This is a genomic window from Paracoccus sp. BR5-17 (assembly GCF_055693925.1).
In genome coordinates, this window is record NZ_JBVFUV010000003.1 from 1,994,907 (window position 1) to 2,007,555 (window position 12,649).

General features: G+C 68.5%; 11 protein-coding genes and 1 pseudogene. 4 read left to right on the top strand and 8 right to left on the bottom strand.

Going from position 1 to position 12,649, the window contains the following annotated elements; translation table 11 throughout:
- Positions 1-27: 27 nt before the first annotated feature.
- Complete coding sequence (locus tag ACZ1HC_RS11385) at positions 28-708, bottom strand: endonuclease/exonuclease/phosphatase family protein (RefSeq protein ID WP_472700077.1); 681 nt, start codon at positions 706-708, stop codon at positions 28-30.
- Positions 709-791: 83 nt separating this feature from the next.
- Positions 792-2,191: pseudogene (locus ACZ1HC_RS11390) on the bottom strand (protein adenylyltransferase SelO).
- Positions 2,192-2,304: 113 nt separating this feature from the next.
- Between ACZ1HC_RS11390 and obgE the strand changes: the two are divergent.
- Positions 2,305-3,336 (top strand): GTPase ObgE, encoded by a 1,032-nt coding sequence (gene obgE, locus ACZ1HC_RS11395; RefSeq protein ID WP_472700078.1) that lies wholly within the window; start codon positions 2,305-2,307, stop codon positions 3,334-3,336.
- Positions 3,324-4,436 (top strand): glutamate 5-kinase, encoded by a 1,113-nt coding sequence (proB, locus tag ACZ1HC_RS11400; protein WP_472700079.1) that lies wholly within the window; start codon positions 3,324-3,326, stop codon positions 4,434-4,436. Before obgE ends, proB begins: the two co-directional genes overlap by 13 nt.
- 102 nt (positions 4,437-4,538) lie before the next feature.
- Here proB and ACZ1HC_RS11405 read toward each other — a convergent pair whose 3' ends face one another.
- The 6 genes from ACZ1HC_RS11405 to ACZ1HC_RS11430 form a co-directional block, all read right to left on the bottom strand.
- Complete coding sequence (locus ACZ1HC_RS11405) at positions 4,539-6,722, bottom strand: 3-hydroxyacyl-CoA dehydrogenase NAD-binding domain-containing protein (RefSeq protein WP_472700080.1); 2,184 nt, start codon at positions 6,720-6,722, stop codon at positions 4,539-4,541.
- 14 nt (positions 6,723-6,736) lie between these two features.
- A complete protein-coding gene (locus ACZ1HC_RS11410) occupies positions 6,737-7,948 on the bottom strand; it encodes an acetyl-CoA C-acetyltransferase (protein WP_472700081.1) in 1,212 nt (403 codons plus the stop codon).
- Positions 7,945-8,586, bottom strand: a complete 642-nt coding sequence (locus ACZ1HC_RS11415; RefSeq protein WP_472700082.1) for a glutathione S-transferase family protein — start codon at positions 8,584-8,586, stop codon at positions 7,945-7,947. The genes ACZ1HC_RS11410 and ACZ1HC_RS11415 overlap by 4 nt, the downstream gene beginning before the upstream one ends.
- A gap of 276 nt (positions 8,587-8,862) precedes the next feature.
- Positions 8,863-10,635, bottom strand: coding sequence for an acyl-CoA dehydrogenase C-terminal domain-containing protein (locus ACZ1HC_RS11420; protein WP_472700083.1), 1,773 nt, complete (start codon positions 10,633-10,635; stop codon positions 8,863-8,865).
- Between the two features lie 4 nt (positions 10,636-10,639).
- A complete protein-coding gene (locus ACZ1HC_RS11425; RefSeq protein WP_472700084.1) occupies positions 10,640-11,038 on the bottom strand; it encodes a MerR family transcriptional regulator in 399 nt (132 codons plus the stop codon).
- Positions 11,039-11,159: 121 nt separating this feature from the next.
- Positions 11,160-11,540, bottom strand: coding sequence for a MerR family transcriptional regulator (locus tag ACZ1HC_RS11430; protein WP_472700085.1), 381 nt, complete (start codon positions 11,538-11,540; stop codon positions 11,160-11,162).
- Positions 11,541-11,704: 164 nt separating this feature from the next.
- Between ACZ1HC_RS11430 and ACZ1HC_RS11435 the strand changes: the two genes are divergently transcribed.
- Together ACZ1HC_RS11435 and ACZ1HC_RS11440 are read left to right on the top strand one after the other, a co-directional pair.
- Entirely contained in the window at positions 11,705-12,127 is a 423-nt protein-coding gene (locus ACZ1HC_RS11435; RefSeq protein ID WP_472700086.1) for a PaaI family thioesterase, read from the top strand.
- Between the two features lie 5 nt (positions 12,128-12,132).
- Positions 12,133-12,633, top strand: a complete 501-nt coding sequence (locus tag ACZ1HC_RS11440) for a PaaI family thioesterase (RefSeq protein ID WP_472700830.1) — start codon at positions 12,133-12,135, stop codon at positions 12,631-12,633.
- The last annotated feature ends 16 nt before the right edge of the window (positions 12,634-12,649 follow it).

The window sequence follows — 12,649 nt, forward strand, 5'->3', positions numbered from 1 at the left end:
CGCGGTGTCAGGCCGAAAGCGGCAATTTCACGGCTGCTCGATCTCGGCCCAGATGGGCAGGTGGTCCGAGGCGTCGCGCGCCGGGGCACCGGTGAAGACCCCGCAGCGCAGCAGCGTCAGGTGCTGGGACATGGCGATGCGGTCCAGGCGGAACTGCGGCAGCGGCGCCGGATAGGACGGCCCCGGCGCGATGACCCGGAAGCCCGCCAGCGATTCCAGGCCGCGGCTGTCGTGCCATTCGTTGAAGTCGCCCATCAGCACGATGTTGTCGTCCGCGATCCGCGCCGCCTGCGCCGTCAGCCGCGCCAGCTGCGCCCGGCGCGAGGACCGCGCCAGCCCCAGATGCACGCCGATCACCGTCAGCCGCGGCAGGCGCAGCACCACCGCGCCGCGCGGCTCGATCCCCGGCAGGGGCAGGCGGCGCAGCACCGCCTGCGCGGCCAGTTCGGGACGCATCAGGATCGTCTGCCCGTGCCAGCCCAGCGAATGTTCCCCCGTGGTGGTCATGTTCGCGGGCACCAGCCCGGTGGTCTTCTCGATGAGGCTGCGGGGCAGGGCCTCGGGGCGGGCGCCCAGGCGGAAGTCGACCTCTTGCAGGGCGATGATGTCGGGCTGCAGGGCGGCGATGACGGCAAGATTGCGTTCCGGCGCGTGGGGGCCGGTCAGGCCCCGGCACTTGTGGAGATTATAACTTGCCAGTCTCAGCAACGATGTGGGGTCCTTGGATTTGTGGCGCAGGATAGCCAAGCGCCCTTGGGCCGCAAGGGGCTTGCGCCGCTGCCGGTGCCGGATCAGGTGCCGCAGAAGGTCTGCTGCACGATCTGGTCCTGGCGCGGCGCCGTCGCCAGCCCGGCCCATTCCGGCCGCGCCTCGCGCGGGTGGGTCGCGGCCTGGAACAGCGTCTCGAACGGCGCCATGTCGCCCGCCACGGCCGAGGCGATGGCTTCCTCGACCCGGTGGTTGCGCGGGATGCGCAGCGGGTTGGCGTGGCGCATCAGGTCGGGATCCGGGTTGCGGGCCTGCCAGTCCGCGTGCCAGGCGTCGAAGGCCTCGCGGTCCAGGAACTCGTCCCGGGCGGTGCCGTCGGCAAGGCCCGCGAAGACGCGGGTGAAGTCCGCCCGCTGCTGGGCCATCAGGGTCAGCAGGCGTTCCGCCAGGGGCTGGGCGTGCGCGCCCTCGGTCAGGCCCAGCTTCTCGCCGAAGCGGCGCCGCCAGGCGGCTTGGTAAAGCGGCGCGAAGGAATGGACGGACCGGGTCGCGGCCTCGATCGCGGCCTCGCGTTCGCCCATCAGGGGAACAAGGCAGGTCGCCAGTTGCGCAAGGTTCCAGACCGCGATCTGCGGCTGCTGCGCCCAAGCATAGCGCCCGCCGCGGTCGATGGACGAAAACACCGTGTCGGGATGGTATGCATCCATGAAGGCGCAGGGGCCATAGTCGATGGTCTCGCCCGACACCGACATGTTGTCGGTGTTCATCACGCCGTGGATGAAGCCAAGCGCCATCCACTGCGCGATGGTTTCCGCCTGCCGCGCCACCACGTGATCCAGCAGCGACAGCGGGCCGCTGGCGGTCGGGTAATGGCGGGCGATGACGTGATCCGTCAGCGCGGCCAGGGCGTCCTGCTGTCCGCGCACCGCGAAATATTCGAACGTGCCGACGCGGATATGGCTGGAGGCGACGCGCGTCAGCACCGCCCCGGGCAGGGCGGTTTCGCGCCACACCGTCTCGCCGGTGGCCACCGCCGCGAGGGCGCGGGTGGTGGGCACGCCCATCGCGTGCATGAACTCGCTGACGACGTATTCGCGCAGCACCGGCCCCATCCAGGCCCGTCCGTCCCCGCGGCGCGAAAGGGGGTGGGCCCGCTGCCCTTCAACTGGATGTCGAAGCGCGCGCCGTCGGGGGCCACCACCTCGCCCAGCAGGACGGCGCGGCCGTCGCCCAGTTGCGGGACGAAGCCGCCGAACTGGTGCCCGGCATAGGCCTGGGCGATCGGCTCGGCGCCCTGGGGGACGGCGTTGCCGGCCAGCATGGCCACGCCTTCGGGGCCTGACAGCCAGGCCGGATCCAGGCCCAGCCTGCGCGCCAGCCCCTCGTTCAGCGCCAGCAGGCGGGGTTCGGCGACCGGCGTGGGGGTGACGCGGGCAAAGAAGCCTTCCGGCATCCGGGCATAGCTGTTGTCGAAGTGGATCATGGCGGCTCTCCTTCGTTTCTTACATAGGGCGGGGCCGGCGCATTGCCAGACCGCGCCCTTGCACGACCGAAACCAAGGGCGTATCGCATTCCCCTGAACCAGGAGCCCGCGCCATGAAATTCCTCGACCTCGCCAAAGTCTATATCCGCTCGGGCGGCGGCGGCGCGGGCAGCGTGTCCTTCCGGCGCGAGAAGTTCATCGAATTCGGCGGCCCCGACGGCGGCGACGGCGGCAAGGGCGGCGATGTCTGGGCCGAGGCGGTGGAAGGGCTGAACACCCTGATCGACTTCCGCTATCAGCAGCATTTCTTCGCGAAGTCCGGCCAGCACGGCATGGGCAGCCAGATGACCGGAAAATCGGGCGAGGACATCACCTTGCGGGTGCCCGTTGGGACCGAGATCCTCGAGGAGGACGAGGAGACCGTGATCGCCGACCTGACCGAACCCGGACAGCGGGTGCTGCTGGCGCGGGGCGGCAACGGCGGCTGGGGGAACCTGCACTTCAAGACCTCGACCAACCGCAGCCCACGCAACGCCAATCCGGGGCAGCCGGGGGTGGAACGCACGATCTGGCTGCGGCTGAAGCTGATCGCGGATGCGGGCCTGGTGGGGCTGCCCAACGCGGGCAAGTCCACCTTCCTGGCTGCGGTGTCGAACGCCCGGCCCAAGATCGCGGACTATCCCTTCACCACGCTGCACCCGAACCTGGGCGTGGTCGGCATCGACGGCCACGAATTCGTCATGGCCGACATCCCCGGCCTGATCGAGGGCGCCAGCGAGGGCAGGGGCCTGGGCGACCAGTTCCTGGGCCATGTCGAACGCAGCAATGTGCTGCTGCATCTGGTGGACGGCACCTCGGCGGACGTGGCGGCCGACGCCCGCACCATCCTGACCGAGCTTGAGGCCTATTCCCCGGTCCTGATGGACAAGCCCCGGGTCACGGCGCTGAACAAGATCGACGCCCTGGACGACGAAACCGCTGCCCGACGCCAGGCCGAACTGGAAGCCGAGATCGGCGGCCCCGTCCTGCTGATGTCCGGCGTCGCCAAGCTGGGCGTGACCGAGGTCCTGCGTGCGCTGTGGTCCCTGATCGAGCCGACTCGCCGCAAGGCCAGGGCCGAACCCGAGGCGCCATGGCAGCCCTAGGCCCTGCGCTGGCAAATGCCCGGCGGCTGGTCGTGAAGGTCGGCTCGGCGCTGCTGGTGGACGACCGGGGCCTGCGGGGCGACTGGCTGCGGGCGCTGTGCGACGACGTGGCCCTCTGGCGCGGGCGCGGCTGCGACGTGGTGCTGGTGTCGTCGGGGTCCATCGCGCTGGGCCGGCGGGTGCTGGGGCTGGAAGCGGGGGCCCTGCCCCTGGAACGCGCCCAGGCCGCCGCCGCCGTGGGCCAGATCCGGCTGGCGCGGGCCTATGAGGAGGCGCTTGCCCCCCACGGCGTGACCACCGCGCAGGTGCTTCTGACGCTGGAGGACAGCGCCGACCGCAGGCGATACCTGAACAGCCGGGCGACCATGCAGACGCTGCTGGGTCTGGGCGTGGTGCCCATCGTCAACGAGAACGACACCGTGGCCACCGACGAGATCCGCTTTGGCGACAACGACCGGCTGGCCGCGCAGATCGCCGTGACCTGCGGGGCGGACCAGTTGCTGCTGCTGTCGGACGTGGACGGGCTTTATACGGCGAACCCCAAGACCGACCCGACGGCGCGGCACCTGCCGGTGATCGACCATCTGACCCCCGAGATCGAGGCCATGGGCGGCGATGCCGTTTCGGGTCTCTCCAAGGGCGGGATGAAGACCAAGCTGATGGCCGCGCGCACGGCCATCGCCGGGGGCTGCGCCATGGCGATCGCCGAAGGGTCGGTGCTGCGCCCCCTGTCCGCGGTGGCGAACGGCGCGCGCTGCAGCTGGTTCCTGCCCGAAAGCGATCCGCAGCTTGCCCGCAAGCGCTGGATCGCGGCGATGAAGCCCAAGGGCGCGCTTGTGGTGGACGAAGGCGCGGCCTTGGCGCTGGGCCGGGGCAAGTCGCTTCTGCCCGCGGGGGTCCGCACCGTGGTGGGCGACTTCGGCCGGGGCGACCCGGTGGCCATCACCGGCCCCTCGGGCGAGACGCTGGCGACGGGCCTGACCCGCTATACCGCCGACGAGGCGCGGCGCATCGCCGGCCACCGGTCCGACCGGATCGAGGCGATCCTGGGCTATACGGCCCGCGCCGCCCTGGTCCACCGCGACGACATGGCGCTGTAGGCTTCATCGCAGGCAGGGAACGGCCCCCGGCCGCTGCGCTGTCAACCCCGCCGTCGGAATGGCCTTGCCCCGGCCCTTGGCCCGGGGCAAGGCCCGTTTGCCTCAGGCAGCCTTCTTGCCGCTGCCATAGCGGTCATAGAAGGTCTGGCCGCTGCCGGCCATGTCGCGCAGCAGGTCCGGCGCGGCGAAGCGGTCGCCGTGCTGGGCCGACAGCCTGTCGCAGATCTGGACGGCGCGCGCGGCCCCCAGCATGTCCAGCCAGGAAAACGGCCCGCCCGTCCAGGGCGCGAAGCCCCAGCCCAGGATCGCACCCACGTCGCCTTCGCGGATGTCCTCCAGCACGCCATCCTGGAAGGCACGCACGGCTTCCAGCGCCTGCACGAACATCAGGCGGTGCTGCACCGTGGTCAGATCCGGCTGGTCGTCCGACTGCGGATAGCGCGCGGCCAGCCCTTCCCACAGGCCCTGCCGCTTGCCGTCCTGGTCATAGGCATAGAAGCCCGCCTTGGACTTGCGTCCCATGCGGCCCTGGTCGGCCATCCAGAACAGCACCTCGTCCACCGCGCCGTCGGGGTAGGCATCGCCCATCGCCGCGCGCGTGGCCTTGGCGATCTTCACGCCCAGGTCGATCGAGGTCTCATCGACCAGTTGCAGCGGCCCCAGCGGCATCCCCATCATCTTGGCGGCGTTTTCCACCAGCACGGGGTTCACCCCCTCGGCCACCATGCGGATGCCTTCGTTGATGTAGGGGATGATGCAGCGGTTGGCATAGAAGAAGCGCGCGTCGTTGACGACGATCGGCGTCTTGCGGATCTGGCGCACGAAATCCAGCGCCTTGGCCACTGCGCGCGGTCCCGTCTGCCGGCCCTTGATGATCTCGACCAGCATCATCTTGTCCACCGGGCTGAAGAAGTGGATGCCGATGAACTGGTCCGGCCGGGCGCTGGCGCGCGCCAGATCGGTGATCGGCAGGGTCGAGGTGTTGGTGGCGAAGATCGCGTCCTGCGGGATCGCGGCCTCGGCCTTCTTCGTGACCTCGGCCTTGACCGAGGGATCCTCGAACACCGCCTCCACGATCAGGTCGCAGTCCTCAAGCGCGGCGTAGTCGGTGGTGGCCTTGATGCGGGCCAGAACCTCGGCCTTCTTCTCCTCGGTCGATTTCTTGCGGCTGATGGCCTTGTCCAGAAGGCCTTCCGAATAGGCCTTGCCGCGTTCGGCAGCCTCTTGTCCGGCGTCGATCAGCACCACCTGGATGCCAGCCATGGCGCTGACATAGGCGATGCCCGCGCCCATCATCCCGGCGCCCAGGATGCCGACCTTCTTCACCGACTGGTCCGGCGCCTCGGGGCGGTTCGCACCTTTCTCGAGGGCTTCCTTGTTGATGAACAGGCTGCGGATCATCGCCGTACTGGAGGGGTTCATCAGCACGTGGGTGAACCACCGCGCCTCGATCTTCAGCGCCGTGTCGAAGGGCACCTGCGCGCCTTCATAGACGGCCGAGAGCAGCGCCTTGGCGGCGGGATAGACACCCATCGTCCTGCCGTTCACCATGGCGGATGCACCCACGAAGGTCATGAATCCCGCCGGGTGATAAGGCTCGCCCCCGGGCATCTTGTAGCCCTTCTGGTCCCATGGCTTGACCAGGTCGGCGTCCTTGGCGTTCAGCACCCAGTCGCGGGCGGCAGCGACGGGATCGGCCACCACCTCGTCGATGAGGCCCGCGGCCTTGGCCTTCTTCGGATCCGACAGCTTGCCTTCCAGAAGATATGGCGCGGCGGCCATGGCCCCCAGCTTGCGCGACAGGCGGATGGTGCCGCCGCCGCCGGGGAAGATGCCGACCATGATCTCGGGCAGGCCGATCTTGGCCTTCGGGTTGTCGGCTGCAAAGATGCGATGCGTCGCCAGCGGCAGTTCAAGGCCGATGCCAAGCGCGGTGCCCGGCAGGGCGGCCGCGATGGGCTTGCCGCCCTTCAGGGTCTTGGGGTCCATGCCCGCGCGCTCGATCTTGCGCAGGACGTGGTGCAGCGACATGATCCCGTCGAAGACCTGCTGCGGGCCGCCCTGCTTCATGGCGGCGATGACGTTCAGATCCATCCCCGCGGCGAAATCCTTCTTGCCGCTGGTGATGACGATGCCCTTCACGGCCTCGTCCGCCAGGGCCTCGTCGATCAGCGCGTTCAGTTCCGAGGCGCCGTCCATCGACAGCACGTTCATCGACTTGCCGGGAACGTCCCAGGTGATGATCGCGACGCCGTCGGCGTCCTTCTTCATGGTGAAATCGGTCATGTCCGCAGCCTCCCTCAGACGCGTTCGATGATGGTGGCGGCGCCCATCCCCGAGGCGATGCACAGCGTGGCAAGGCCCAGGGTCTTGTCCTGCCGTTCCAGTTCGTCCAGCAGGGTGCCGATGATGATGGCGCCGGTCGCGCCCAGCGGATGGCCCAGCGCCATCGCGCCGCCGTTGACGTTGACCTTGCCGGGATCGACCTGGAAGGCCTGCATGAAGCGCAGCACCACGGCGGCGAAGGCCTCGTTGACCTCGAACAGGTCGATGTCGTTGATCGAGATGCCGCTTTCGGTCAGGATCTTCTCGGTCACGGGGACCGGGCCGGTCAGCATGATCGTGGGATCGGTGCCGATCTTGGCGGTGGCGCGGATCCGGGCACGGGGCCGCAGGCCGTGGGCGCGGCCGAACTCCTCGTTGCCGATCAGCACGGCGGCCGCCCCGTCCACGATGCCGCTGCTGTTGCCGGCGTGGTGGATGTGGTCGATGCGGTCCAGATGCGGGTATTTCAGCATCGCGACCTTGTCGAAGCCGGGCATCACCTCGCCCATGTCCTTGAAGGCGGGTTTCAGCTTGGCCAGATCCTCCATCGTCGTGCCGGGGCGCATGTATTCGTCGCGGTCCAGGATGGTCAGCCCATTCTGGTCCCTTACCGGCACGATCGAGCGGTCGAAGCGGCCTTCCTGCCAGGCGCGGGCGGCGCGGGCCTGGCTTTCGACGGCCAGCCTGTCGGCCTCCTCGCGGGTGAAGCCGTATTCGGTGGCGATGATGTCGGCGCTGATGCCCTGCGGAACGAAATAGCTTTTCATCGCCAGGGTGGGATCGACCGCAATCGCCGCCCCGTCGCTGCCCATGGGCACGCGGCTCATCATCTCGACCCCGCCGGCGATATAGCCGTTGCCGGCCCCTGCCTTGACCTGGTTTGCGGCCAGGTTCACGGCCTCCATGCCGCTTGCGCAGAAGCGGTTGATCGACAGGCCCGGGATGCGCTCGTCGAGATCCGAGGCCAGAACGGCGGATCGCGCCAGACATCCCCCCTGTTCCTTGACCTGGGTGACGTTGCCCCAGATCACGTCCTCGACCGCGTTGCCTTCCAGGTTGTTGCGGTCCTTGACGGCGTTCAGCAGCCGGGCCGACAGCGCCAGCGTGGTGACTTCGTGCAGGCTGCCGTCGGAACGGCCCTTGCCGCGCGGGGTGCGGGCGGCGTCATAGATGAATGCGTCGGTCATGCGTCCTCCTTGGGCGCCCGGTCCGAGGGGTTGCCGGGCATCAGGTCATAGGGGTGTTTCCAGCCGGGCAGGGCGCTGATGGCGTCCAGCCAGCGGTCGATATTGGGCCAGTCCCTGCGGTCGAAGCCGAAGGGTTCGGGGTAGAACAGGTAGCCGCAGCAGGCGAAGTCGGCGATAGTGGGGCCGGTATGGGCGACCCAGTCGCGGCCCGACAGGTGATCGTCCAGCACCCGGTAGCTGGCCTTCAGCCGCCCCATCAGATAGTCCGCAGCGCCCGCGGGACGCCGGTCCGGGGGAAGGAAGTTCAGCAGGAAGCGCGCCGGACCCGCCTGCCCCGAGAGCCGGTGGTTGTCGAACATCAGCCAGCGCAGCGTCTCGTTCCGGTCAGCCCCCAGGAACCTGCCGCTGCGCTCGGCGATGTGAAGCTGGATGACGGCGGATTGCGTCAGGGTCAGGTCGCCCTCGCGGAAGACCGGAACCTCGCCCATCGGGTTGATGGCACGGAACGCCGGGCTGCGCGTCTCGCCGTTGAAGAAATCGACATAGACGGGCGTCCAGTCGTGGCCCGTCAGTTCGAGAGTCAGCGCCGCCTTGTAGGCATTGCCGGATTCGCCGAAGCACCAGAGTTGTGCAGTCATGCTGTTCCTCCACCGCCGGGGGCTTCGCGCCCCCGGACCCCCGCGGGGTATTTCGACAAAGAAGAAGGGGCTTGATTAACCCTTTCTCAAGGTTTCGCTGTCAGTCCTGTCGATGCGGTACAGGCTGGGGAGCCGATGACCGCCAAAGGAGAAGCCGCCCCGGTTCCTGGCCGAGACATGCCGTACCTGCCGGAAGGCCGGAGGGGCCGGGGCGCACCCGCCTGTGCTTCTTCTTTGCACAAATACCCATCAGGACCCTCCGCCAAGGGCGACGGTTCAGAATGCCTCCGCCTCCAGTTCCATCACCGGCGCGGCGCCTGACTGGATGCGCGCCAGATGGGTGGCCGTCATCGGCAGTTGCCGCTTCATATAGTAGCGCCCCGTCGCCAGCTTGGTCTTCAGGAACGCGGCGTCACCTCGGCCGGCCGCAAGCGCGTCCTGCGCGGCGACAGCCATCTGCGCCCACATGAAGCCCAGCGCGACATGTCCGAACAGGTGCATGAAGTCGTAGCTGCCCGACAGCGCGTCGTTGGGGTTCTTCATCCCGCGCTCCATGAAGAACATGGCGGCGGCCTGCAGATCCTTGGATGCGGCCTTCAGGGGCGCCACGAAATCCGCGGCGACCGGCCCCTCGGCGTGGTTGTTGCAGAAGGCCTTGACCATGTCGAAGAAGGCCATCACGTGCCGGCCCCCGTCCTGGGCCAGCTTGCGGCCCACCAGGTCAAGCGCCTGGACACCGTTGGCGCCTTCGTAGATCATGGTGATCCGGGCGTCGCGGACGAACTGCGACATGCCCCATTCCTCGATATAGCCGTGGCCGCCATAGACCTGCTGGGCCAGGACGGCGGTTTCGAAGCCCTTGTCGGTCAGGAACCCCTTGATGACCGGCGTCATCAGCGACACCAGGCCCTCGGCTGCCGCATCGCCGGAATGGCCGCGGTCGATCAGGTGGGCGCCCCAAAGGACCAGCATCCGGGCGCCTTCCAGGAAGGACTTCTGGTCCATCAGGCTGCGGCGGATGTCGGGATGCACGATCAGCGGGTCGGCCGGCCCGGCGGGATTGGCGGCTCCGGTCACGGCCCGGCCCTGAAGGCGGTCCTTGGCGTAGGCAACGGCGTTCTGGTAGGCGGGCACCGCGCAGGCATAGCCCTGCAGGCCGACCCCCAGGCGGGCTTCGTTCATCATCGTGAACATGGCCCTCATGCCCTTGTGCAGGTCGCCCAGCAGCCAGCCCCGCGCGCCGTCATGGTTCATCACGCAGGTCGCGTTGCCGTGAATCCCCATCTTTTCTTCAAGGGCGCCAACGCTGACCTTGTTGCGTTCGCCCAGCGAGCCGTCCGGGTTCACCAGGAACTTCGGGACGATGAACAGGCTGATGCCCTTGGTCCCCTCGCCGCCGCCCGGCGCCTTGGCCAGCACCAGGTGGATGACGTTCTCCGCCAGATCGTGGTCGCCGGCCGAGATGAAGATCTTCTGCCCGGTGATCAGATAGCTGCCGTCGTCCTGGGGTTCGGCCCGGGTGCGCAGCAGGCCCAGATCGGTGCCGCAATGCGGTTCGGTCAGGTTCATGGTGCCGGTCCAGTCGCAGCTGACCATCCGGGGCAGGTAGGTCTGCTTCTGCTCGTCCGTGCCGTGGGCATGGATTGCGGAATAGGCGCCGTGGGTCAGGCCCTGATACATGTTGAAGGCCATGTTGGCCGACACGAACATCTCGCCCGTGGCCACGCCCAGCACGTAGGGCATCCCCTGCCCGCCGTATTCCGGGTCGCAGTCGAGCGCGGTCCAGCCGCCCTCCTTGACGGCTTGGAAGGCCCTGTCGAAGCCGTCCGGGGTGCGGACCACCCCGTTTTCCAGCCGGCAGCCCTGCTTGTCGCCCACCGCGTTCAGCGGGGCCAGGACCTCGGCCGCCAGCCGGCCCGCCGCCTCCAGGATCGCCTCGGTGAAATCGGGATCCAGATCCTCGTGGCCGGGCAGGCCGGATCGTGACAGCTTCAGCACGTCGTGCAGCGCGAACTGCATGTCGCGGACAGGTGGAAGATAGATCGTCATGGCATTACCCTGTGGTCGTGTCTGGGGACGCGGCGGACAGACGGGCCTCTGCATCGGAAAGCTGCTTCCTGAGATCGGCGATCGCCTCGTTCAGTTCGGCATGCTGGCGCTCCATGTCGTCAAGGCGCTGCCGCGCGACCGCGATGGTCGCGGCGATCTGCGCCCTGTTTCCCCCGCCCGGCTCGTAGAGTTCCAGAAGCTGGCGGATCTCCTCGAGGCTGAAGCCGAACCGCTTGCCGCGCAGGATCAGCGTCAGGCGTGCCCTGTCCCGCCGGTCATACAGGCGATGCTGCCCGCGACGTTCCGGAAAGATCAGCTCGCGCGCCTCGTAGAAGCGCAGCGTGCGGGGGGTCACGCCGAAGGCGTCGCACATCTGGCGAATCGTCATCAGCTCGTCGGACATGGATCGCGGTTCCTCCTCATTCACCGTCTGCCGTCCTTGACCGTGATATAGGGGCAAGTTGACGCGAACGTAAGCAGGACGCCGCGTCACGGGTGAAGTCAAGGGTCAAGATGACGCAGGGTCAACCCATGTCGCTCAGTTCCTGCGCCACCGTCTTGCGCAGCGCCTCGAGGTCGGCGCGCGCGGCCTGCAGGTCGGCGATCTGGCCGTCCAGGACCTTCAGCTGACGATCGGCCAGGTCCAGCCAGACCTGGTACTGTTCGCGCGATCCCTTCTGTTCGTAGATCAGCAGCCACTGGCGGATCTCCTCGAGCGAGAAGCCGAAGCGCCGGCCGCGCCGGATCAGCGTCATGCGCGCGATCTCGCGCGGGCCGTAGAAGCGCGACCGGCCTTCCTTGCGGGGATCCAGAAGCTCGATGTATTCATAGTAGCGCAGCGTCCGGGGCGTGACGTCGAAGAGCGCGCACATTTCCTTGAAGCTGACCGTCTGCTCGTCGGGCATGGGCTCCTCCGTCATGATCCGGGCGCAAGGCTAGCCCCTTGGCGCGTCCCTGTGCAAGGGAGGGGGGTGCGCAAGGGCGGGGCCATGCACCGGAGGGGGTTGAGTGGGCCTGCCGGTCGCGGATAGCCTGCCCGCGGCAGGAACAGGGCGAACAGGAATCCCAGATGACCCAGACCGACATGACCCGGATCGCCCAGCAGTTCATCGAGTCGATCCCCCATGCCCGCGCCCTGGGGATGCGCGTGGACGCGCTGGGCGAGGGGACGGCCACGATCAGCATGCCCTGGGCGGAACATCTGGTGGGCGATCCCCGCAGCGGCGTGGTGCATGGCGGCGTGGTCTCGGCGCTGATGGACACCTGCTGCGGGGCGGCCGTGATGTGCCATCCCTCGGGGCCGGCTTCGACGGCGACGATCGACCTGCGCATCGACTACATGCGGTCGGCCAGCAAGGGACACCGGATCACGGCCAGGGCGGACTGCTATCACATGACCCGGACCGTGGCCTTCGTGCGCGCCGTGGCCCTGGACGAGGACGCGGGCGACCCCGTCGCCGCCGCCACCGGCGCCTTCACGGTGGAACGGTGAGCGCCGTGGTCGATCGTCGCGAACCGCTGGTCCAGATCAAGAACCGCCGCGATTCGGCGCTGTCGGCCCTGGTGTCGGGCGTGCCCTATCTGGCCTGGATGGGCATCCGCTTCGACCGCCGGGGGGACGAGCTGACCGCGATCCTGCCCTATGACGAGAAGCTGATCGGCAATCCGATTCTGCCCGCGATCCACGGCGGCGTGACGGCGGCCTTCCTGGAGACCACGGCGATCATCGAACTGGCCTGGGCCGCCATGTGGGAGGATCTGGAATCCGGCCGGATCGTCCCGGACGCCGCCGCCTCGGGCAGTCCGCCGCGCCTGCCCAAGACCATCGACTTCACCGTGGATTATCTGCGCAGCGGGCTGCCGCGCGACGCCTATGCCCGGGCCAAGGTGGTGCGGTCGGGGCGGCGCTATGCCAGCGTCCAGGTCGAGGCCTGGCAGGACAACCGCGCCCGGCTTCTGGCCCAGGCGACCGGGCATTTCCTGATGCCCGTGGCCTGAGGATGGCCCCCTCCAG

Excerpts from the sequence above, each read along its gene's own strand:
- obgE (WP_472700078.1), top strand. The coding sequence starts at position 2,305 with ATGAAATTCCTCGACCTCGCCAAAGTCTATATCCGCTCGGGCGGCGGC.
- proB (WP_472700079.1), top strand. The coding sequence starts at position 3,324 with ATGGCAGCCCTAGGCCCTGCGCTGGCAAATGCCCGGCGGCTGGTCGTG.
- ACZ1HC_RS11405 (WP_472700080.1), bottom strand. The coding sequence starts at position 6,722 with ATGACCGATTTCACCATGAAGAAGGACGCCGACGGCGTCGCGATCATC.
- ACZ1HC_RS11410 (WP_472700081.1), bottom strand. The coding sequence starts at position 7,948 with ATGACCGACGCATTCATCTATGACGCCGCCCGCACCCCGCGCGGCAAG.
- ACZ1HC_RS11415 (WP_472700082.1), bottom strand. The coding sequence starts at position 8,586 with ATGACTGCACAACTCTGGTGCTTCGGCGAATCCGGCAATGCCTACAAG.
- ACZ1HC_RS11420 (WP_472700083.1), bottom strand. The coding sequence starts at position 10,635 with ATGACGATCTATCTTCCACCTGTCCGCGACATGCAGTTCGCGCTGCAC.
- ACZ1HC_RS11425 (WP_472700084.1), bottom strand. The coding sequence starts at position 11,038 with ATGTCCGACGAGCTGATGACGATTCGCCAGATGTGCGACGCCTTCGGC.
- ACZ1HC_RS11430 (WP_472700085.1), bottom strand. The coding sequence starts at position 11,540 with ATGCCCGACGAGCAGACGGTCAGCTTCAAGGAAATGTGCGCGCTCTTC.
- ACZ1HC_RS11435 (WP_472700086.1), top strand. The coding sequence starts at position 11,705 with ATGACCCAGACCGACATGACCCGGATCGCCCAGCAGTTCATCGAGTCG.